Source organism: Pseudomonas sp. GW456-12-10-14-LB2 (assembly GCF_002884345.1).
GTDB lineage: Bacteria > Pseudomonadota > Gammaproteobacteria > Pseudomonadales > Pseudomonadaceae > Aquipseudomonas > Aquipseudomonas paraglycinae.
In genome coordinates this window covers 131,188-152,567 of the sequence record NZ_POHV01000010.1, presented here as the reverse complement: position 1 = coordinate 152,567, position 21,380 = coordinate 131,188, and the positions used below count along the sequence as shown (strand labels likewise).

The window sequence follows — 21,380 nt, the reverse complement described above, 5'->3', positions numbered from 1 at the left end:
GCTTTGGGACGCAGAGCGTCCCGGGCTGCATTCCCACGCGGAGCGTGGGAACGATCCAGGCACAAAAAAACCGCATCGCTGCGGTTTTTTTGTGTCTGGCGTTCGAGGTTAAACGAACAGCGACAACAACAGAATAAAGCCCAGCCCCACCACCGACAGGATGGTTTCCATCGCCGTCCAGGTCTTGAAGGTTTCGGCCACGGTCATGTTGAAGTACTGCTTCACCAGCCAGAAACCGGCATCGTTGACGTGGGACAGGATCAGCGAGCCAGCACCGGTGGCCAGCACCAGCAACTCACGGTTCACGCCCGGAATCATCCCCACCACCGGCACCACAATGCCCGCTCCCGTGATGGTCGCCACGGTGGCCGAACCGGTCGCGATGCGGATCACCGCTGCCACCAGCCACGCCAGCAGGATCGGCGAGATCTGCGCGCTGACCGCCATGTGGCCGATCACGTCGCCCACGCCGCTGGTCACCAGCATCTGCTTGAAGCCGCCGCCGGCACCGATGATCAGGATGATCGCGGCAGTTGGCGCCAGGCTCGCGTCGAGCCATTTGAGCATCTGCTGAGAACCGATGCCCTGCTTGTAGCCGAAGGTGTACAGCGACAGCAGCAATGCCAGCAACAGTGCCGAGATCGGGTGACCGATCATGTCCATCCAGGTGCGGAAGAAATGACCGTCCGGCAGCGCCACGTCGGCGAAGGTTTTCAGCAGCATCAGGAACACCGGCAGCAGCACGGTGACCAGGGTGATGCCGAAACTTGGCAGATCCTGCGAGTCCGACTCACGGGCAAGTTGATCGACCAGTTCCTGATTTGGCGTACCGGGAATGTGCTTGGCGATGAACGTACCGAAGATCGGACCGGCAATGATGGCGGTCGGCAGCGCGACGATCAGACCGTACAGAATGGTCTTGCCGATGTCGGCACCGAACACGCCGATGGCCAGCAGCGGGCCCGGGTGCGGCGGCACCAGGCCGTGCACGGCGGACAGGCCGGCGAGCAGCGGGATACCGATCTTGATGATCGACACACCGGTGCGGCGAGCCACGATGAACACCAGCGGAATCAGCAGCACGAAGCCGATTTCGAAGAACAGCGGAATGCCCACCAGGAACGCGGCGAACATCATCGCCCACTGAACCTTGTCCTTGCCAAAGGCGCGGATCAGGGTCTGGGCGATCTGATCGGCACCGCCGGATTCGGCCATCATCTTGCCGAGCATCGTACCCAGCGCAAGGATGATGCCGACGAAACCGAGCACGCCACCGAAGCCGTCCTGGAACGCCTTGATGATGGTGCCGATCGGCATGCCGGACGTCAGGCCGAGGAACGCAGCGGCGATGGTCAGGGCAATGAAGGGATGGAGCTTGAACTTGGTGATCAGGACGATAAGCCCGATCACCGTGACTACTGCATCGAGCAGCAGATAGGCGTCATGGGACATGCCAAACATTGGGGGTGTCTCCTGGTTTGTTGTTGTTATTAAAGCGGGTTAATCAGAAGTCGAAAGGACAGCGCTATCTTCGCAATCACACTCATACCGCCTGTTTCAGGCCATGGGCCTGCCACCAGACGTGGGCTTGCGACGCCAGTTCTTCAACGCTGTGGATCGAAGCATTCAGGGCCAGGGTCAACGGCTCGCCCTTGGGCGATTCGAGGGTGGCGAACTGGCTTTCGATCAAAGTGGCTGGCATGAAATGGCCCGGACGGTGGGACACACGTTCGGCGGCCACTTCAGGCGTCAATTCGAGGAACACGAAGCCCAGGCCCGGCAAGGCGCTGCGCAGACGTTCGCGGTAAATGTGTTTGAGGGCCGAGCAGGTCAGCACCGGGCGTTCGCCCAGGGCATCGACGCGACGCAGTTCATCGCACAGGCTGTCGAGCCAGCCGGCACGGTCTTCGTCATTCAGGGGGATCCCCGCGCTCATCTTTTCGATGTTCGCGGCCGGATGGAAAGTATCGCCTTCAATGGCAGTGGCGCCGCTCAATTGGCACAGGGCCTCGCTGACGCACGTCTTGCCGCAACCGGCAACGCCCATGATGACCAGGGCGGTGATGGGATGATTCATGTAACACCTCAGCGCGCAGACAGCGCTACCTTTGCTAGCTATGACTCTAGTGCACAGGCAGAAGTTGCCGACGCCTTCTTGTCGTTTTTTTGGGTTGCAGCAGGTTTTGTCGGTACGCCAAAAAGCGAGGATCAGGCAGGACCTCGCTTACGCATTTGCAGCTGCATAAGGACAGCGCTACCTTAGTGCCTTGATTTTTGTTTGGCAAGCCGCCCGATGACCACCCCTAAAAACGATAAAAACACCCGCACCACCGGCCGTCCCACCCTCAATGAAGTCGCCCGTCTGGCCGGCGTCAGCCCGATTACCGCCTCGCGCGCCCTGCGTGGGGTCAGCACGGTTGCCACCGAACTGGTGGAGAAAGTCCAGAAAGCCGCGCTGGAACTCAACTATGTGGTCAACCCCGCCGCCCGCGCTCTGGCCTCGGCCCAGAGCCATTCGGTGGTGGTTCTGGTGCCTTCGCTGTCCAACCTGTTGTTCATCGACACCCTGGAAGCCATTCATCGGGTACTGACGCCCAAAGGTTTCGAGGTGCTGATCGGCAACTTCCACTATTCCCGCGATGAAGAAGAAAACCTGCTGCGCAACTACATGGCCTATCAGCCACGCGGTTTGCTGCTCACCGGCTTCGACCGCACTGAAAGCTCGCGGCGGATGATCGAGGCCAGCAACATTCCCTGCGTGTACATGATGGAGCTGGACAGCGCGGCCGGGGTGAACTGCGTCGGTTTCTCCCAGCTCAGCGCCGGGGAAACGGCTGCCGAACATTTGCTGTCCCGTGGCCGCAAGCGTCTGGCGTACATCGGCGCGCAGCTCGATCAGCGCACCCTGCTGCGTGGCGAAGGCTTTCGCAAAGCGCTACAGAAGGCCGGTCGCTACGACCCGGATCTGGAAGTGCTGACCCCGCGTTCATCGTCCGTGGGCCTGGGCGGCGAGTTGTTCCTGCAACTGCTGGCGGCGCATCCGGATGTCGATGCGATCTTCTTCGGTAACGACGACCTGGCTCAGGGCGCCCTGCTCGAAGCGCTGCGCAACGGGATCAGGATCCCCGAGCAAGTGGCGATCCTCGGCTTCAACGACCTGCCGATGTCGGAACACATGGTGCCGCGCCTGAGCAGCATCAACACGCCCCGCGAAGCGATCGGCAAGCGAGCGGCGGAGCAGATGCTGACGCTGATGGCCGGCAATAGCGTGGCGCGGCCGGTCGAAGACATGGGGTTCGAGCTGAAGATTCGCGAGAGCACCTGACCCCGCACGGCAATAACCTGTTGATCGTTCCCACGCAGAGCGTGGGAACGATCACCGGCCGAGTATTTCAACAAGCGCCAGCGCCCCCTTCTGCAACGGCTGGCTCTTGAGCCACACCGCGTGCACCGGCAGCACCAGGCCGTTTTCGATATTGCGGAAGTTCAACCGTTTCAGCCGTCCGCTATCGAGCCACGGCTGCACCACCGACAGCGGAAAATTGCCCCAGCCCAACCCAGCCTCGACCATTTCCAGTGCTGTCTCCAGATTGTCGGTGCGCCAGTGGGATTCGGCCACCAGCGGCCGGGTTTCGCTGATCGGCAAGTCGCGGCTGCCGACGACGATCTGCCGCACATGCACCAGGTCCTCAAGAAACAGATCCTGCCCCTGCAACAACGGGCTGTCCGCCGCCAGCGTGGCGATCATCCGCTCACTGCCGACAAACTGAAAACGCTCCAGCACATTCACGCTCAACCCGGCGAACGCCAGACACACGCTGACCCGGCCACTATGGAGCATCGCCAGCACATCATCCTGCGGCGCGGTCAGCACTTCGATGTAGAGCAGTGGATGACGCTCGCTGAGATCCTTGATCGCCGTCAGCAACCGTCGGCGATCGATATCCGCCGCCACGCCAATCGACAATTTGCTCTCAAGCCCCAGCGACAACTGCACCGCATGCACCTGCAATTGCTTGAGCTGATCGGCGATCAACCGAGCATGGGGCACCAGCGACAGCGCCATTGCCGTGGGTTGCGGTTCGCGGTGACTGCGATCAAACAGCGAGTAACCGAGTTCCGCCTCCAGATTGCCGATGGCCATGCTCACCGCCGACGGGACTCTGCCCAATGCCCTCGCAGCGGCGGAAAACGAGCCGCGTTCGATCACGGCGAGAAACAGCTCGATGCTTTCACTGTTGAAATTCACTTCGCACACCTATCAATAAAACTGAAAGCTACTGACTTTTTCTGTCATCTATATTGAAGCTATCTTTCGTCGCCTTCGCCAGTCCCATTGGCCACAAGTCGCAAGAAAGAGGCAATTCCCCATGCAAGGCGTCAAACGCAAACTGGTCTATGTGTCGCTCTATGAAGTGATCGGCATGACCTTCTCGGCCCTCGGCCTCGCCCTGTTGTCCGGCACTTCGCCCGGCAGCACCGGTCCGCTGGCGGTGATCATCACCACCATCGCCGTGACCTGGAACTTCATCTACACCTCGCTGTTCGAGCGCTGGGAAAGCCGCCAGGTGTCACGCACCCGCACGGTGAAACGGCGCATCGCCCACGCCGTCGGGTTCCAGCTGACGCTGATCGTATTCCTGATTCCGCTGATCGCGTGGTGGATGAACATCAGTCTGGTGCAGGCCTTTTTGCTGGATCTGGCGCTGATCGTGTTCATCCCTTGCTACACCTTCGCGTTCAACTGGCTGTTCGACCGGGTATTCGGCTTGCCAGCGTCTGCGCTGCCCGATCCGGCGCCCGCGACATAAATCGTTAATTGGTAAGCGGATATTGCAAGAAATCGGCGGTTTTACCGCGCCAACCACCGATATAAACAATCCTTGATTTCCGATAGCCGGCTAAGCTTTTCCATCAATAAAAAATGGATCAGCCCATGACTGCACACGCCCCCGCCGCGCAACGCGACGGTATCGACCCGATACGCGCCGCCGAGATTTCCGCCCGCATCGACCGCCTTCCGGCCGTCGCCACGATCTGGCGGCTGGTGGCGCTGCTGTCGATCGGTGGTTTCTTCGAACTCTACGACCTGTTCCAGACCGCCTATATCAGCCCCGGCCTGATCCGCGACGGCATCTTCGCCACCGGCAATCAGGGCGTGTTCGGTTTCTCCGATCAGGCTGCGTTCGCCTCGGCGACGTTCCTCGGTTTGTTTCTCGGCGCCAGCCTGCTGAGCCCGATGGCGGATCGGTTCGGGCGGCGCGCGATCTTCACCTTCGCGCTGGTTTGGTACACCGTGGCCACGGTGCTGATGGGCGTGCAGAGTTCGGCACTGGGGATCATCTGTATGCGTTTTCTGGTGGGCATCGGCCTCGGCATCGAGCTGGTGACCATCGACGCCTACCTCTCGGAACTGGTGCCCAAACGCATGCGCAGCTCAGCGTTTGCCTTCGCATTTTTCGTGCAGTTCCTGTCGGTACCGGCAGTGGCGTTGATGTCCTGGTGGCTGGTGCCGCAGGCGCCGTTCGGGGTGTCCGGCTGGCGTTGGGTGGTGCTGGCGAGCGCGGTGTTTGCGTTGTTCATCTGGTGGCTGCGCAAGCGTCTGCCGGAGTCGCCGCGCTGGCTGGCCCAGCACGGCCGCTTCGATGAGGCGAACCGGATTCTCGATGGCATCGAGGCGCGCTGCGAGAAAGATCACCGTCAGCCACTGGATGCGCCGGAAGCGGTAGCAGTGGATGTCGAAGGCAAGGGCCGTTTCGCCGACATCTGGCAGCCACCTTACCGGCGTCGCGCGCTGATGCTGATCGTCTTCCACATCTTCCAGGCCATCGGTTTCTTCGGCTTCGGCAACTGGCTGCCGGCGTTGCTCTCCGGTCAGGGTGTCAGCGTCACTCACAGCCTGATGTACGCGTTCATCATCACCCTCGCCTACCCGCTCGGGCCGCTGCTGTTCGTCAAATTCGCCAACCGCTTCGAGAACAAATGGCAGATCGTCGGCTCGGCCCTCGGCGCCATGACCTTCGGCACCTTGTTCGCACTGCAGACCAGCGCCTTCGGCCTGATCTTCTGCGGTGTGATGATCACCTTCTGCAACGCCTGGCTGAGCTTCAGTTACCACTCCTATCAGAGCGAACTGTTCCCCACCAACATCCGCGCCCGGGCGGTGGGGTTCTGCTATTCGTTCAGTCGTTTGTCGACGGTGTTCAGCAGCCTGTTGATCGGTTTGTTCCTCGACCACTTCGGCACACCGGGCGTATTGGCGTTCATCGTCGCCAGCATGTTGATCGTGATGCTGACCATCGGCTATTTCGGCCCCCGCACCCGTAACCTGGCGCTGGAAAACATCGCCCATCGCTGACGGACAACGGTCATCCTCTGCCGCCCACCGGCAAGGGATGACCGCTTTGGCTGTTTAATAAAGATCACAAGCCATTGAAGTAAAAGCACTTATTAGATAGGCATGGTAATTGCTCCCTAGGGCTGACAGTCATTACCTACAGGTCCTTTCATCATGTTGGTCAGTGCAAAACAACAGCAAATCATTCACCTGCCCAAGCCGCTGAATGACGATGCAACCGCCACGGCCGCGGCCGGCCTGCAAGGCGGCCTGCACGGCGCGATGCTGCAGACCCTGCAAAACCAGGCCCAGGCGCAAACCGCCGAAGCCACCGCCAAAGTGCAGGAATCGGCCACCCAACTGGCGACCCAGCAAGTCAGCGAAGCCACGCGCATCAGCGACAACGTCGACGAAGCATTCGCCAAGACCCGTGTCGCCCTGCAAACCTCCGATACTTCGCCGAGCAAATCCTCAGGCTCATCGGCCCTGGACGAGTTCAAGGACTACATGAGCAAAACGCCGGAACAGCGTCTGCGCGACAGTATCCTCAAGGAAATGGGTCTGACCGAAGACGACATCAAAGCCATGCCGCCGGAGAAACAACTGGCCATCGGCAAAGAAATCGCCGAGCGACTGCAGGACAAGATGAAGCTGGCCGAAGCCGAGAAGCAGAACAAGCAAGATGCCAACTCGGCGAAGATCAGCGACGAGTCGGCTGACAAGTTCCTCGCTTCGCTCTGAAAAGCGGTGCAATAAAAAAGGATCCCCACGGGGATCCTTTTTTCAGCCGTGAAACCGTCAGTTCAACTGCAACGTCTCGTTGAACTGACTGATCGCATCCACCACATGCCGCGAGCCCTGCTGAATCTCGCGGATCGCATCCCCCGCCTCGTTCGCCAGTTCCACCCCGAGCCCGGTGCGGCTCAGGCTCGACTGCATGCTCGACACTGCGCTTAATGACAACTCATGGTTCTTGCGCACCACATCGACGATCTCCAGGGTCGCCTGACTGGTCCGTGCCGCGAGGCTGCGCACTTCGTCTGCCACCACCGCAAAACCGCGCCCGTGCTCACCCGCCCGCGCCGCTTCGATGGCCGCGTTGAGCGCCAGCAAGTTGGTCTGGTCGGCAATTCCGCGAATGGTCTGAACGATGGTGCCGATGATGTCCGACTGCTTGCTGACGGCATCGATGCTCAGCGCCGCTTCGTTGAGGTCGCGGGAAATGTCCTGAATGATCTGCACCGTTTGCTGCACGACCTGTGAGCCTTTTTGCGCGCAGGCGTCGTTTTGTACCGAAGTGCTGTGGGCCGATTCCGCAGCGGTCTGCAAGGTGGTCATCTGGTGGGTGATATCGCTGGCGAACTTCACCACTTTGTACAGCCGGCCCTTGGCGTCGAACAACGGGTTGTACGAGGCTTCGAGGTAAACGGTCTGCCCGGACTTGTTCTTGCGCTCGAACCGGTGCGAGTGATATTCGCCGCGATTGAGCGAAGCCCAGAACGCCTTGTACTGCGCGGACTCGGCTTCGACCCGGTGACAGAACAGACTGTGGTGATGGCCGACGATTTCGTTGAGCGAGTACTGCATGGTCTTGAGGAAGTTGTCGTTGGCCGTGATCACATTGCCTTCCGGGGTGAACTCGATCACTGCCATCGAGCGACCGATCGCCGCCAGCATGCTCTCTTCTTCCTTTTCCTTGTTCACGCGCGCCGTGATGTCCGCCGCCACTTTGATCACGCTTCTGACTTGTTTGTCCGGGCCATACACCGGCATGTAACTGGCCTCGAGCCAGATCTCCCGGCCGCTTTTGTTCAAGCGCAGGAAAGTGCCGCTGATGGGTTCGCCCCGGGCCAGGTCACGCCACAACTTGGCGTATTCCTCGCTGCGATAAAACTCCTCTTCACAAAAGACCCGGTGATGTTTGCCACGCACTTCTTCGGCGCTGTAGCCCATGGTCTTGCAGAAGTTGTCATTGGCATCCAGCACGATGCCCTCGGGGGTGAATTCGATCATTGCCATCGAACGGCTGATCGCCGCCAACTTGGCGTTGGCCTCGGTCAGGGCACAACTGAAGCGTTCGATTTCCTGCAGGTCAGCCTTGTGATGTAGGTTGAACATGTCTCGATCACCTTCCGCGCGTTCTTTTGATTTGATGAAAGTTCAGGTCTTTCAGAATCCACCACTACGTTCCACAGAACAGGCACACGCCTTCCTCCACGGGAGGAAGTTGTCAGGTGATAAACGATGATTAATCGGAGAGTCCATGCGACGACGCTCTAATCAAGACATCCTTCTCTTGATAGCCCGCGGGCGGGCCATTCCTAACATGCAGAAGAACTTCCATTTAAAAAACAGCTCCTTGTCGGTCAAGTGTCGGTGCCTTGGATTGCGCACTCTGGCAGCTTTGAGATCGGTAACCGCTAGCGGTCGTAGCGCATTGGATGGCGTTCGACATAGTTAGTTATGAATGAGCATAGACAGCACGAAGCCTTGCGCAAGGCCACTAGTCGGCCAGTACTGAGGGAATTCGGACAGGAAGCGGACGAGAAACGGTTCAGCGCAAAAAAGTTTTGTCTGGTCGAACGCCATCGCGGGCAAGCCACGCTCCCACAGGTACCACGCAGGCTTGAACATCGCGCAGAACCTTGTGGGAGCGGGATTGCCCGCGATGGTATCGGTGCAGCACTACAGAAATATCAGAAACGAACTACAGACTCCCGCTCACCTTGTTTGCCACATCACCCGGCACCCAAGGCTTCCACACTTGCGGCTGATCGCGCAGGAACGCCTCGGCCACCTGCCGTGGTTGCTGGCGTTTCTCGCTCATCCCGGCCAGGGTCTGGTTCAGCAGATCGATCGGCAAATCGACTTTCTCAAAGAACGTCACCAGCTCCGGATACTGCGCCTTGAACGGCGCCGACACGCCAATCGCCAGGCTCGCCGGCATCGAGCGGGTGCCTTTCGGGTTGGGGTTGTTGGCGTCGGCCAGGGTTTTCCAGGCTTCGGCGTCGAACGGCGGCTCTTCCAGCTTCACCAGTTTGAAGCGACCGAGCAGCGGCGTCGGCGACCAGTAGTAGAACAGCACCGGTTTGCCGCGCTTGATCGACGACGCCACCTCGGCATCCAGCGCCGCGCCGGAGCCGGTGCGGAAGTTGACGAAGGTGTCGTTCAGCGCATACGCCTTGAGCTTCTGGCTGTTGACGATTTCCGAGGTCCAGCCGGTCGGGCTGTTGAGGAAGCGCCCACGGCTCGGGTCTTCCGGGTCCTTGAACACATCCTTGTAGCGCGGCAGGTCGGCCACCGATTTCAGCTCCGGTGCCAGCGGTTTGATCCCGCGCTCGGGATCGCCCTTGATCACGTACTCCGGCACCCACCAACCCTCGGTGGCGCCCTTCACCGTGTCACCGAGGCCGAACACTTTGCCCTCGGCGGCAGCCTTGACCCACGCCGGACTGCGCCCGGCCCACTCTTCGCCGATCACTTGAATATCGTTTTTCGCCAGCGCCGCTTCCAGGCTGACGGTGCTGCCCGGCAGCGTGTCCGTCGGGTAGCCGTAGCCTTTTTCGACGATCAGGCGCAGCACTTCGGTGATGAAGCTGCCGCTTTCCCAGGTGATGTCGCCGAAGTGGATCGGCGCGGTTTTTTCCGCTGCCACGACGTGCCCGGCAGTCAGGGTCAGGGCCAGCAGCGAACTGCCGAGCAGGGTTTTGATCGATCTCATGCGGACCTCTTGTTCTGGGAGGAAATCAGGGTTTGGTTGGCGCTATGGCGGTTGCACAGGGCCTGGGAACGGGTCATGTACAGGCTCACCGAACGCTGGGAGATGCCCAGTTCGGCAGCGATTTGCGGGTAGGTCAGGCCGTCGATGCGCGCCAGCAGAAAGGTCGAGCGCACCTTGCCTGGCAGGCGCCGTAGTGTCCGGTCCAGGTGCTTGAGGCTCTGCGACAGGTCGGCGAGTTCTTCGGGAGACGGCGCGTGATCGAGGTCACCTTGTTGCAGTTGGTGCAGATGCCGACGCTCCAGATCGCCCCGCCGCCAGCGCTCATACAGCAGACGTTGGGCGATGGTGGTGAGCAAGGCGCGGGGTTCGCGGATGGCGGTCAGCCCCGGCGCTTCGAGCAGTTGCGCGAAGGTTTCGGCGGCGATGTCTTCGGCCGTGGCCGCATCATTCGATTGCCGACGCAGACGTGTGCACAACCACTGGTAATGGTCGCGAAACAACGTGTTCACATGATTGCGATGGGATGAGTCGGCGCCGGACATGGGGGCTCCTTGGTAAAGGGTCGCTGATGTCCGGTCGTCCGGTGGCGCGATCCTAGCAAGGTGCCTTATGCGTTAAAAATACTTAAAAAGAATTTTTATATTCCATTAGTGAATTACAAGAAGCCGCTAACGCAAGCGGCCATAACCCAGTTCTTCGGCCTCGCGCTGGTAATCCAGCAAGACGAGGTAATCGCTTTCGCTGGCGGGCAATACTTCGGGCAAACCGAGGGTGCGGGCCACATCGGGCAGGTCTTGAAGACTGCGGTTCATGGCCCGGCGCAGGTGTTCGATCTGTCCGTCAGTCGTGCTGGCCGAAGTGATGAAGGGCAATGTCGGACTGAACGCGCTGCGCGCTACCACTCGCAATCCGCTGACCTCTTCGGCGGCGTACTGCGCCAGGTACGCAAAGGTCACGCTGTCGATGGCCGCCAGATCGGCACGGTCTTCGCGCAACCAAAGCAGGCTTTCGCGGTGACCGCCACTGATGCCGACCGAGGCGAAAAACTGGCCGTCCCGGTGCAACGGCGCCAGACGCTGACGCAACAGGTTCATGCCGCTGTTGGAGTCTTCGCTGTTGATCACCCCGCGACTGTCGAAGAACTCCGCCAGGCTGCGGCGTGGATCATCGGCGCGGGCGAGGATCAGGCTGCAATGATTGCCGGCGCTGGCGTCCGGCAATTCGTAGCGCGGACGGCCGACAATCCTCACCTGCCCACGCAGCGCGGTCATCAGCGGATAGCCGCAGGTCTGGGTCAGCAGCAACTCAGGCGAGCGCCAGAGTTCGAGCAACGACTGACCGTCGGCATCAAGCCGCGAACGGCCGAGGTGTTCGAGGATCCGCGCCAGCCACTGCTCGTTCGCCGCGCGGATCGGCTCGGGTGCGATGTACATCAATAGCTCTGCGTAACCTGACGTCATGGTCGCCTCAAATAAACGGATGCTGCGGGCTGTCGATCGGCTTGATGCCGTGCCGGCGCCACAGTTGCCCATAACCTTGCACCAGAAATCCGCCGCTGCGCGCCACCCATTGCTCCCGGCGCATGCGGTAGGCCTCGGGCAAGTCGTACCACGAAAGCTTCGGCAAATCGTGGTGCACCAGATGGAAATTCAGGTTCAGGAACAGCCAGCGCCACGGCCATCCGGCTTCGTTGAGCACCGTGCGCTGCTCCGGTTGCGTGTGCGGCCGGTGTTCATAGTAGGAGCGGATCATCGCGATCGACAGTGCCGGCACGCTGATCAAAAACAGGTAATGCCAGATCGGCAACACACTGTAGCGGGCGATGAAAAACAGCATCAGTACGGTCAGGGCGCCGTGGGTCAGCCACATCAGCCAGGCCTGGCGTTCACGGTTTTTCAGGCGTTGCAGTTCTTCGCCGGCCAGCGCCAGCAACGCCAGCGGTGCGCCAAGAATGAAGCGGCCCAATACGGTTTTGTTCAGCCAGTGCAGGCTGCGTTCGAACAGCGAACTGCCCTGCCAGCGTTCGGCGCTCAGATAACGGCTTTCGGGATCGACACCGGGGATCGTCAGGTCTTCGTCGCGATGGTGCTGCAAATGGCTGTCGCGATAGAGCGTGTACGGATACCACACCGCAAACGGCGCATAGCCGAGGATTTTGTTGACGAAGGTCCAGCGCGTCGGATGTCCGTGGAGCAATTCGTGCTGAGCCGACAGCCACAACACCAGCAACGGAATCAGCAGCAGCGTGCTCCACCAGAGGCCAAGCCATTCGCTGCCCAGCACAATCGCAAACCAGCCGCCGTACACGCCGATCAGCAGCAGCCAGGTCGGCCACTCGGTGCGGGCGGTGAAGCGCTGGCGCAGGGTTTCGATTTGCTGACGATGCTGATCGTCAAAGTAATGGGCCATGGCGTTGCTCGGAAAAGGAGTCCATTCCTTCTGTGCAACGACAACGGAAATTCTTGCAGTTTATTTTTTGGGAGGTAGCGGGAGCCCGGATCCGGGCTCCCGAACGGCGTGATCAATGGCCAAAGATGTCGACTTTCTTCGCCCTTTTCTCGTGGCGTTTTTCGATGGCGGTCTTGGCCGGTTTCTTCTTCGCGGCTTTTTTCGAATCCATACCTTTGGACATGATGCGTACTCCACTCAGAGGGGATGTGAGATCAGGTATACACCTATCCCGGCGGGCACGTTGTTTTATAATCCGCGGCTTTTGCACCGGCAGTCCGATTCATGACCGACATCCGTTACAGCCAGCTCGACGACCTGTCCTGGCCCTTGATGAACAAGTTCTACCGCCAGCATCAATCGTCGATGAAAGCGGTGCGCGAGGCGCAATTGTGGGTGGCGCGGCGGGAGGAAATCGTGGCGGCGCTGTGTCTGCGGCCGGTGTTCGGCGGGCATTGGCTGACCGGGTTGTTCGTCGATCCGGCCTGTCGCGAACAAGGCATTGCCGCGCAGTTGATTGCCGAAGCGGTGAAGGGCGTCGAGGCGCCGGTGTGGCTGTTCTGCCACCCGGACTTGCGCGGCTTCTACGAGCGACGCGGCTTCACCTTCGACCCCGCCCTGCCCCAGGCCATGGCCGAGCGCTTGAGCCGTTATGCGCGGAGCAAACCGATGATTGCCATGGAGCTGGCACCGCGCGTGGACTAGTCAGTCGTCGGCGTAGGGGTCGAGGTCCGGAAACATCACCTCGGTGAAACCGAACTTGCTGAAATCGGTAATGCGCGACGGGTACAGCCGCCCGATCAGGTGATCGCACTCATGCTGCACCACCCGCGCATGGAATCCCGAAGCCACGCGCACGATTGGCTCGCCCTTCGGATCGACGCCTTCGTAACGAATCTGCTGATAACGATCCACCGCGCCCCGCAGGCCAGGCACCGACAGGCAGCCCTCAAAACCCTCTTCCATCAGCGGACTGAGCGGCGTGATCAGCGGGTTGATCAGGATCGTCTGCGGCACCGCTTCGGCGTCCGGGTAACGCTCGCTGTGCTCGAAACCGAAGATCACCAGTTGCAGGTCGACGCCAATCTGCGGTGCAGCCAGGCCAACCCCGCCGACGCTTTCCATGGTCTGGAACATGTCGTCGATCAGTTGCCACAACTCCGGACTGTCGAGCATTTCGGCGGGCACTGGCGGGGCGATGCGCAGCAGGCGTTCGTCGCCCATCTTCAGAATTTCACGGATCATGGTCAGGCTTCGTCAGTGTTCGGCTTGAGCGAATGATCGCGCCCGAGGCCGGAAACGTGTTGTTTGGGATGTTCATCGAGTTCGCCGGGGACTTTCTCGCCCGAATCCTTGCCCTCGCTGGACATATGTTCGATGACCGCATTCATCTCCGCACCGAGCAACAACACGGCGGCGGAAATGTAGAAATACAGCAACAGCACGATGATCGCACCGATGCTGCCATACATGGCGTTGTAGTTGGCGAATGTCTTGACGTAGAACGCGAACCCCAATGACGCGATGATCCACACCACCACCGCCAGCACCGAACCCGGCGTGATGAAGCGGAACTCCTGTTTGACGTCGGGCATTACGTAGTAGATCAGCGCCACGGCCACCATCATCAGGATCACGATCACCGGCCAGCGGGCGATGGTCCACAGAGTGACGATGACTTCTTCCAGCCCGACCTGCGCGGCGATCCAGCCCATCACCTGCGGCCCGAGCACCATCAGCGCCGCGGCCACCAGCAACATGCCGGCGATGCCGACGGTGTAGATGATCGACAGCGGGAAGCGCTTCCACAGGGGCCGGCCCTCGACCACGTCGTAGGCGGCGTTCATCGCGCTCATCATCAGGCGCACGCCGGCGGACGCGGTGTACAGGGCGATGACGATACCCAACGAAAGCAGGCCGCCCTTGGACTGCTGCAGTTGATCGATCACCGGGTTGACCTGTTCCAGCGCCTGGGGCGGCAACACCAGCTCCGATTGCAGGCGGAGCCAGGAGAAGAAGTCCGGCAGGTGCAGGAAGCCGATCAGGGCAATCAGGAACAGAATGAACGGGAACAGCGAGAACAGCATCTGGTAGGCCAGTGCCGAGGCATAGGTCGACATCTCGTCGTCGACGAATTCAGTGACCGTGCGCACCATCACCCGGTGCAGGGGCAGACCTTTCATGTCCGGAAAAATCATTCGCGTCTCCTTTCGCCGCAAAACAGGTTGAAGTCGTGGCGACTCAGGGGCCGTTTTTCTCTCATCAAAGTAGCTTACTTGGCGACTTTGAAACACTGTGATCCGTGACCGCATATGAACGGGACACGAAAACGGCCATCCTTGGATGGCCGCTTCGTTGTTTCGTTCAAGGCTCTATCAAGCCTTGTCGACGCCTTTCTTGACCGCGTCCTTGGCTTTGCCCACCGCTTGCTGGGCCTCGCCTTTCTTCTCTTGCACTTTGCCTTCGGCCTGCAGTTTGGTGTTGTCGGTGGCTTTGCCGACACCTTGCTTGATGTTGCCGACGGCTTCGTTGGCCATGCCTTTCACTTTATCGCTCGTGCTACCCATGGTGATTCTCCTTGGAACATTAACGGGGAAAGTCAGTACGTAATGATTGACTGGCCCGGTTTGCGCCAAGTTTCATTTATTTTCACGGCTTCATTTCGTCGCGGCGTGCAGGTTGGGCTTTATGTTTGCGAGCGTACCCACGAGAATGCCCACCATAAGGGCGCCATGCGCCACAGAACCGATCCCGCAGGAATGTTATGAAACTCGATAAAAAGCAGGCCATCGCCCGTCGCAACCAGGAACTGGGCGGTGCCGTGCTCGGCACCAACAACTGCCACTTCGCCGAACTGAACCGCAACCGCAACATCTGGTGGTTCGACTTGCCGGTGTCGCGCCTGGCGATCGGTCAGTACGAGTGGATTCACCTGTTGATGCACACCCCGGCCACCGACGAACTGCTGCACCTGAAAGTGCCGACCGTGTTCCTGCGCGAAAAACTCGAAGGCCTGGTGATCCGCAACGAAGGCAAGCGCAAGGCGGCCCTGAGCCTGGAACTGAGCGCCGACAAGGACTCGTACCTGCAGGACATGCGCCCGGCGGGCACCAATGTGAACTTCGCGCCGTTCCGCCAGTAAGATTTCGGGGGCCCCTCCCCCCTCACCCTAGCCCTCTCCCAGAGGGAGAGGGGACCGACCGAGGTGATTGGACAAGGTACGTCGACCTGAGATATCGAGCCGAACTCGGGTTTTGAACAGCCCCCCCGATCGGCTCCCTCTCCCTCGGGAGAGGGCTGGGGTGAGGGGCAGGTTCACCGCATAATCCAGGCCCTGCTCTGCACCAACAAAAAGCCCCGCATCTGCGGGGCTTTTTGTTTTATGCGGCGCTCTTCGCCTTGATCTTCTTCAGCTCTTCGTCGCGCAACTCGCGACGCAGGATTTTGCCGACGTTGGTGGTCGGCAGCGCATCGCGGAATTCAACGGAACGCGGCACCTTGTAGCCGGTGACATTGGCGCGCATGTGCTCCATCACCTGTTCCTTGGTCAGCGTGACACCCGGTTTGGCGACGATGAAGATCTTGATCGCCTCGCCGGATTTCTCGTCCGGAACGCCGATGGCTGCGCACTGCAACACGCCCGGCAGGGCCGCCAGCACGTCTTCCAGTTCGTTCGGATACACGTTGAAACCGGACACCAGAATCATGTCTTTCTTGCGATCGACGATGCGCATGTAGCCGTCCGGCTGGATCAGCGCGATGTCACCGGTTTTCAGCCAGCCTTCGCTGTCGAGCATTTCATCGGTGGCTTCCTGACGCTGCCAGTAACCCTTCATCACTTGCGGGCCCTTGACGCACAGCTCGCCGATTTCGCCCAGCGGCTGCTCGACACCGGCGTCGTCAATGACTTTGCACAGGGTCGACGGCACCGGAATGCCGATGGTGCCGATCTGGATGTTCTGGATCGGGTTGACCGTGGCCACCGGGCTGGTTTCGGTCATGCCGTAACCTTCGCAGATCGGGCAACCGGTGACCGCTTTCCAGCGCTCGGCCGCGGCCAGTTGCAGGGCCATGCCGCCGGACAGGGTGACTTTCAGCGCCGAGAAATCCAGCTTGCGGAAACCTTCGTTGTTGCACAGGGCCACGAACAGCGTGTTGAGGCCAACGAAGCCACTGAACTTCCACTTCGACAGTTCCTTGACCATCGCCGGCAGGTCGCGCGGGTTGCTGATCAAGATGTTGTGGTTGCCGATCAGCATCATCGCCATGCAATGAAAGGTGAACGCATAGATGTGGTACAGCGGCAGCGGGGTGATCAGGATCTCGCAACCTTCATTGAGGTTGGAGCCCATCAGCGCCTTGCACTGCAGCATGTTGGCGACGAGGTTGCGATGGGTGAGCATCGCGCCCTTGGCCACGCCGGTGGTGCCGCCGGTGTATTGCAGCACCGCGACATCGCCGCTGTCCGGGTTGGCTTCGGCGACCGGCTGACCCTGGCCCTTGCTCAGCACGTCGTTGAACTTGACGGCTTTTGGCAGGTGATAGGCCGGAACCATTTTCTTCACGTACTTGATGACGCTGTTGATCAGCAGGCGCTTGATCGGCGGCAGCAGGTCGGCGACTTCGGTGACGATGACGTGCTTGACGCCGGTTTTCGGCACCACGGCTTCGGCCAGGTGCGCCATGTTCGCCAGGCACACCAGCGCCTTGGCACCGGAGTCGTTGAATTGGTGTTCCATTTCCCGCGCGGTATACAGCGGGTTGGTGTTGACCACGATCAGCCCGGCGCGAATGGCACCGAAGACGGCGACCGGGTACTGCAACACATTGGGCAGTTGCACGGCGATTCGATCACCGGGCTGCAAATCGGTATGCTGTTGCAGATAAGCGGCAAACGCACCGGACAACTCGTACAGTTCACCGTAGGTGATGGTCTTGCCCAGGTTGCTGAACGCCGGTTTGTCGGCGAAGCGTTGGCAGGATTGCTTCAACACTGCCTGAATATTCGGGTACTCGTCTGGATTGATGTCGGCAGCAATTCCAGCGGGGTACTTATCCTTCCAAAAGTCTTCGATCATGGAAGCCCACTCCTCAGCAACGCGAATTCAGCACCGCATTTGATGCGATTATTATTGGTGTTTGTTTATTGGTGAGTCTGGCTTTTTACAAGGCCGAGAAGTCACAAAGCGCGCCGAGAGTAGCAGCTTTGCCAAGGGTCGACTAGAGCCAAAAGCGGCCCCTACAGTCATTTTAATGACTCAAGAACTACTGGCAGTCATTTTAGAGCAAAAATCCTATAACACCTTGAAAGTCCCGGTTTTCGGGGAAAACGTCGCGGATAGAAAGCAAAAATCGCAGCCTCCCGCAGCTTGAGGTAGCCGCCAGAGACTGCGATCTTTCGTACTCAACGGGTACGCATCACCGATCAGGCGATATCGCGCAACTCTCTGCGCAGGATTTTCCCGACAGGCGTCATCGGCAACGACTCACGCAGCACGATGTGTTTCGGCACCTTATACGCCGTGAAATTCTCTTTGCAGTAAGCCTTCAGCTCTTCCAGGCTCACCCCGGTTTCCCGCGCCACCACAAACAGCTTCACCGCCTCACCGGAACGCTCATCCGGCACGCCGATCACTGCGCAGTTGGCGACTTTCGGGTGAGCCATCACCACGTCTTCGATTTCGTTCGGGTACACGTTGAAACCCGAGACGATGATCATGTCCTTCTTGCGGTCGACGATGCGCACGAAACCGTCCGGGTCGATTACCGCGATGTCGCCGGACTTGAACCAGCCCTCGGCATCCAGCACTTCGGCGGTGGCTTCGGGTTTCTGCCAATAACCCTTCATGATCTGCGGGCCCTTGATGCACAGCTCGCCGCGCTCGCCCAAAGGCTGCTCGACGCCGTCGTCATTGATGACTTTCAATCGGGTGCCCGGCACCGGCAGGCCGACCGTGCCGATCCGCGACAGCTCGCCGTACGGGTTGGTGCAGGCCACCGGCGAGGTTTCTGTCAGACCGTAGCCTTCGGTGATCCGGCAACCGGTGATCTGCTCCCAGCGCTCGGCGGTGGCCTTGACCAGCGCGGTGCCGCCGGAGTTGGTGAGCTTGAGGGTGGAGAAGTCCAGTGTCTTGAAGTCCGGATGATCCATCAGCGCGACAAACAGCGTGTTCAGCCCCAGCAGCGCCGAGAACTTCCAGTTCTTCAGCTCCTTGATGAAGCCGCCGATGTCACGCGGGTTGGTGATCAGTACGTTGTGATTGCCCGACACCATCATGCACATGCAATTCGCGGTGAACGCATAGATGTGGTACAGCGGCAGCGGCGCGATCATCACCTCCTGCCCTTCGCGCAACAACGGCTGGCCGTCGCTGCCGAACTGACCGAGACAGGCACGCACCTGCTGCATGTTCGCCACCAGATTGCCGTGGGTGAGCATCGCGCCCTTGGCCAGGCCGGTGGTGCCGCCGGTGTATTGCAGAACGGCGATGTCATCCAGGCCGACCTTCAACGGCTTGATGCCCAGGCCCCGGCCCATGCGCAACGCGCTCTTGAAGGAAATCGCCTGGGGCAGCGAATACGCCGGGACCATTTTCTTCACTTTGCTGACCACGGTGTTGACCAGCCAGCCCTTGGCGGTGGGCATCAGGTCGCCCATCTTCGCTTCGATCAGGTACTGAATGTCGGTGTCCGGCAGCACTTCCTGAACCTTCTGACCGAACATGTTCAGGTACACCAGCGCCCGGGCGCCGGAGTCCTTGAACTGGTGACGCATCTCCCGCGCGGTGTACAGCGGGTTGGTGTTGACGACGATCAGCCCGGCACGCAAGGCGCCGAACACGGCAATCGGATAATGCAGGACGTTGGGCATCTGCACCGCAATGCGATCCCCCGGCACCAGGTCGGTGTGGGCTTGCAGATAACCGGCGAACGCGGCGCTCTGGCGCTCCAGCTCGGCATAGGTCAGGGTCACGCCCATGTTGCTGAACGCCGGGCGATCAGCGAATTTCTTGCAGGAACGCTCGAACACCTCGATCACCGACTTGAATTCACCCGCGTCGATGTCCAGGGGTACGCCCGCCGGGCGTTTGTCATTCCAGAAATCAGGTTGCATTGTTCTTGTCCTCTTTACCTGAGCCGATCCGGGGCCGCTTCGCTGTCATTTCTTTCTGTCCCTGAAAAAGTCGAGAGCAAAAAGCGGGGCTTCACGGACACTAGCAGCTATGGTCAATCAGGCAAATATGGGCAAGGTCGTCATTGATCGTGTGAATCTTCCTGCCGTGGCGTGAGCTGATCGGACGCGCTATACAATGCAACCTCTGCACGACGCTTGAGCAAAAACAGGCCGCAAAAGGAATCGCCATGATCCACGACACCTTCTGGCTGGACGCGAGTGACCGCAGCCGCCTCTTCGTCAACCTGTGGCTGCCGAACGCGCCGCTGAAGGCGGTGATCCTGCTGGCTCACGGCATGGCGGAACACAGTGCCCGCTATGCAAGGCTGGCAGAAGCATTCTGTGCTGAAGGCTACGGCGTGTACGCGCCCGACCAGCGCGGCCATGGCAAAACCGCCGATCATGGGACGCTGGGGCATTTCGCCGATGACGATGGCTGGTGCAAGGTGGTCGGTGATCTCGCGAGCCTCAACCAGTTCCTCGGCCAGCGCCATCCGGGGGTGCCGATCGTGCTGCTCGGGCACAGCATGGGCAGTTACATCGCTCAGGCTTATCTACTGCATCACAGCGCCAGCCTGCATGGCGCGATTCTCAGCGGCTCGAATTTCCAGCCGGTCGCGCTGTATCGCGCGGCCCGGCAGATCGCCCGGTTTGAAAAGCTGCGCCAGGGCGCCAAGGGTCGCAGCGCGCTGATCGAATGGCTGTCGTTCGGCTCGTTCAACAATAAATTCAAACCGGCGCGCACCGCGTTTGACTGGCTGAGTCGCGACCCGGCCGAGGTCGACAAGTACGCCACCGACCCGCTGTGTGGCTTTCGCTGCACAAATCAACTGTGGATCGACTTGCTCGGCGGGTTGCAGCAAATCAGCAAAGCGTCCAATCTCGCCCAGATCGATCCGGGCCTGCCGCTGCTGGTGATCGGCGGCGAATGTGATCCGGTGAGCGAAGGCAAGCGTCTGACTGATCTGGCCAACGCCTTGCGCGCGGCCGGCAGCCAGAACCTGCAACTCAAGATCTACCCGCAGGCGCGGCACGAATTGTTCAACGAGAGCAACCGCGACGAAGTGACCGCCGATGTGCTGGTCTGGATCGACCAGGCCCTGAGCCATCGCCGGCCGCACCGCAGCGAATAATTTTTTGTGGATTCATTTCATCCGTCACAGGAATTCAGACCCATGACCCAGGTTACCAATATCCCTTACGAAGCCCTCGAAGTGGGCCAGACCGCGAGCTACAGCAAGACTGTCGAGGAACGCGACATTCAGCTGTTCGCCGCGATGTCCGGCGACCACAACCCGGTGCACCTGGACGCCGAGTTCGCCGCCGCCAGCATGTTCAAGGAACGCATCGCCCACGGCATGTTCAGCGGCGCGCTGATCAGTGCGGCAGTGGCTTGCGAGCTGCCAGGACCGGGCACCATTTATATCGGCCAGCAGATGAGCTTCCAGAAGCCGGTGAAGATCGGCGACACCCTGACCGTGCGCCTGGAAATCCTCGAGAAACTGCCGAAGTTCCGCGTGCGCATCGCCACTCGCGTATTCAACCAGCGCGATGAGCTGGTAGTAGATGGCGAGGCCGAAATTCTGGCGCCGCGCAAGCAGCAGACTGTTACCCTGCCGACGTTGCCGGCCATCAGCATCGGCTGATCGTCCTCGGTTAAATCCGGACACAAAAAAACGCCAGACCAGCTGGCGTTTTTT

Annotated in this window: 21 protein-coding genes; 8 read left to right on the top strand and 13 right to left on the bottom strand. The window is 60.1% G+C overall.

Going from position 1 to position 21,380, the window contains the following annotated elements:
* Positions 1–108: 108 nt before the first annotated feature.
* Both C1X29_RS09285 and C1X29_RS09280 read right to left on the bottom strand, forming a co-directional pair.
* Positions 109–1,461: a GntP family permease gene (locus tag C1X29_RS09285; RefSeq protein WP_102717287.1), complete on the bottom strand. Its 1,353-nt coding sequence runs from the start codon at positions 1,459–1,461 to the stop codon at positions 109–111.
* Between the two features lie 82 nt (positions 1,462–1,543).
* The gene (locus C1X29_RS09280; RefSeq protein ID WP_007951121.1) at positions 1,544–2,077 is read right to left on the bottom strand and encodes a gluconokinase; all 534 of its coding nucleotides are present in this window, start codon (positions 2,075–2,077) and stop codon (positions 1,544–1,546) included.
* 216 nt (positions 2,078–2,293) lie between these two features.
* Between C1X29_RS09280 and C1X29_RS09275 the strand changes: the two genes are divergently transcribed.
* Positions 2,294–3,325: a LacI family DNA-binding transcriptional regulator gene (locus C1X29_RS09275; protein ID WP_039766142.1), complete on the top strand. Its 1,032-nt coding sequence runs from the start codon at positions 2,294–2,296 to the stop codon at positions 3,323–3,325.
* A gap of 51 nt (positions 3,326–3,376) precedes the next feature.
* Here C1X29_RS09275 and C1X29_RS09270 read toward each other — a convergent pair whose 3' ends face one another.
* Positions 3,377–4,249, bottom strand: a complete 873-nt coding sequence (locus C1X29_RS09270; RefSeq protein WP_102717286.1) for a LysR family transcriptional regulator — start codon at positions 4,247–4,249, stop codon at positions 3,377–3,379.
* A gap of 121 nt (positions 4,250–4,370) precedes the next feature.
* Between C1X29_RS09270 and C1X29_RS09265 the strand changes: the two genes are divergently transcribed.
* The 3 genes from C1X29_RS09265 to C1X29_RS09255 all read left to right on the top strand — a co-directional run bounded on the left by C1X29_RS09265 (position 4,371) and on the right by C1X29_RS09255 (position 7,078).
* The gene (locus tag C1X29_RS09265) at positions 4,371–4,811 is read left to right on the top strand and encodes a PACE efflux transporter (RefSeq protein WP_102687278.1); all 441 of its coding nucleotides are present in this window, start codon (positions 4,371–4,373) and stop codon (positions 4,809–4,811) included.
* Between the two features lie 125 nt (positions 4,812–4,936).
* Positions 4,937–6,358, top strand: a complete 1,422-nt coding sequence (locus tag C1X29_RS09260; protein WP_007951130.1) for an MFS transporter — start codon at positions 4,937–4,939, stop codon at positions 6,356–6,358.
* A 153-nt stretch (positions 6,359–6,511) separates the two neighbouring features.
* Positions 6,512–7,078: a hypothetical protein gene (locus tag C1X29_RS09255; protein WP_102717285.1), complete on the top strand. Its 567-nt coding sequence runs from the start codon at positions 6,512–6,514 to the stop codon at positions 7,076–7,078.
* Positions 7,079–7,135: 57 nt separating this feature from the next.
* Here C1X29_RS09255 and C1X29_RS09250 read toward each other — a convergent pair whose 3' ends face one another.
* The 5 genes from C1X29_RS09250 to C1X29_RS09230 form a co-directional block, all read right to left on the bottom strand.
* A complete protein-coding gene (locus C1X29_RS09250) occupies positions 7,136–8,455 on the bottom strand; it encodes a PAS domain-containing methyl-accepting chemotaxis protein (protein ID WP_102717284.1) in 1,320 nt (439 codons plus the stop codon).
* Positions 8,456–9,044: 589 nt separating this feature from the next.
* Positions 9,045–10,058: an ABC transporter substrate-binding protein gene (locus C1X29_RS09245; RefSeq protein ID WP_085745170.1), complete on the bottom strand. Its 1,014-nt coding sequence runs from the start codon at positions 10,056–10,058 to the stop codon at positions 9,045–9,047.
* Positions 10,055–10,600: a sigma-70 family RNA polymerase sigma factor gene (locus C1X29_RS09240; RefSeq protein WP_085745171.1), complete on the bottom strand. Its 546-nt coding sequence runs from the start codon at positions 10,598–10,600 to the stop codon at positions 10,055–10,057. Before C1X29_RS09240 ends, C1X29_RS09245 begins: the two co-directional genes overlap by 4 nt.
* Positions 10,601–10,726: 126 nt before the next feature.
* The gene (locus C1X29_RS09235; protein ID WP_085745172.1) at positions 10,727–11,518 is read right to left on the bottom strand and encodes a phosphate/phosphite/phosphonate ABC transporter substrate-binding protein; all 792 of its coding nucleotides are present in this window, start codon (positions 11,516–11,518) and stop codon (positions 10,727–10,729) included.
* Positions 11,519–11,525: 7 nt separating this feature from the next.
* Positions 11,526–12,467 carry a fatty acid desaturase gene (locus tag C1X29_RS09230; protein WP_102717283.1) on the bottom strand — a complete coding sequence of 314 codons (942 nt, stop codon included), beginning with the start codon at positions 12,465–12,467 and terminating at the stop codon, positions 11,526–11,528.
* 324 nt (positions 12,468–12,791) lie between these two features.
* On the opposite strand from C1X29_RS09230, the gene C1X29_RS09225 reads away from it, so the two are divergent.
* The gene (locus C1X29_RS09225; RefSeq protein ID WP_102717282.1) at positions 12,792–13,211 is read left to right on the top strand and encodes a GNAT family N-acetyltransferase; all 420 of its coding nucleotides are present in this window, start codon (positions 12,792–12,794) and stop codon (positions 13,209–13,211) included.
* Here the strand turns inward: C1X29_RS09225 and def are convergent, their stop codons facing one another.
* The 3 genes from def to C1X29_RS09210 form a co-directional block, all read right to left on the bottom strand.
* Entirely contained in the window at positions 13,212–13,751 is a 540-nt protein-coding gene (gene def, locus C1X29_RS09220; protein WP_102717281.1) for a peptide deformylase, read from the bottom strand.
* Between the two features lie 2 nt (positions 13,752–13,753).
* Positions 13,754–14,704 (bottom strand): YihY/virulence factor BrkB family protein, encoded by a 951-nt coding sequence (locus C1X29_RS09215; protein ID WP_102717280.1) that lies wholly within the window; start codon positions 14,702–14,704, stop codon positions 13,754–13,756.
* A 177-nt stretch (positions 14,705–14,881) separates the two neighbouring features.
* Positions 14,882–15,073, bottom strand: a complete 192-nt coding sequence (locus tag C1X29_RS09210; RefSeq protein ID WP_102687273.1) for a CsbD family protein — start codon at positions 15,071–15,073, stop codon at positions 14,882–14,884.
* A gap of 197 nt (positions 15,074–15,270) precedes the next feature.
* Between C1X29_RS09210 and C1X29_RS09205 the strand changes: the two genes are divergently transcribed.
* Complete coding sequence (locus C1X29_RS09205; protein WP_007951149.1) at positions 15,271–15,648, top strand: hypothetical protein; 378 nt, start codon at positions 15,271–15,273, stop codon at positions 15,646–15,648.
* A gap of 238 nt (positions 15,649–15,886) precedes the next feature.
* Here the strand turns inward: C1X29_RS09205 and fadD1 are convergent, their stop codons facing one another.
* Positions 15,887–17,584: a long-chain-fatty-acid--CoA ligase FadD1 gene (gene fadD1, locus C1X29_RS09200; protein ID WP_064598913.1), complete on the bottom strand. Its 1,698-nt coding sequence runs from the start codon at positions 17,582–17,584 to the stop codon at positions 15,887–15,889.
* Between the two features lie 347 nt (positions 17,585–17,931).
* On the bottom strand, positions 17,932–19,620 hold the full coding sequence (gene fadD2 / locus C1X29_RS09195) for a long-chain-fatty-acid--CoA ligase FadD2 (RefSeq protein WP_007951151.1): 1,689 nt from the start codon (positions 19,618–19,620) through the stop codon (positions 17,932–17,934).
* 248 nt (positions 19,621–19,868) lie between these two features.
* Between fadD2 and C1X29_RS09190 the strand changes: the two genes are divergently transcribed.
* Positions 19,869–20,813, top strand: coding sequence for an alpha/beta hydrolase (locus tag C1X29_RS09190; RefSeq protein ID WP_102717279.1), 945 nt, complete (start codon positions 19,869–19,871; stop codon positions 20,811–20,813).
* Between the two features lie 42 nt (positions 20,814–20,855).
* On the top strand, positions 20,856–21,326 hold the full coding sequence (locus C1X29_RS09185) for a MaoC family dehydratase (RefSeq protein ID WP_003227420.1): 471 nt from the start codon (positions 20,856–20,858) through the stop codon (positions 21,324–21,326).
* The last annotated feature ends 54 nt before the right edge of the window (positions 21,327–21,380 follow it).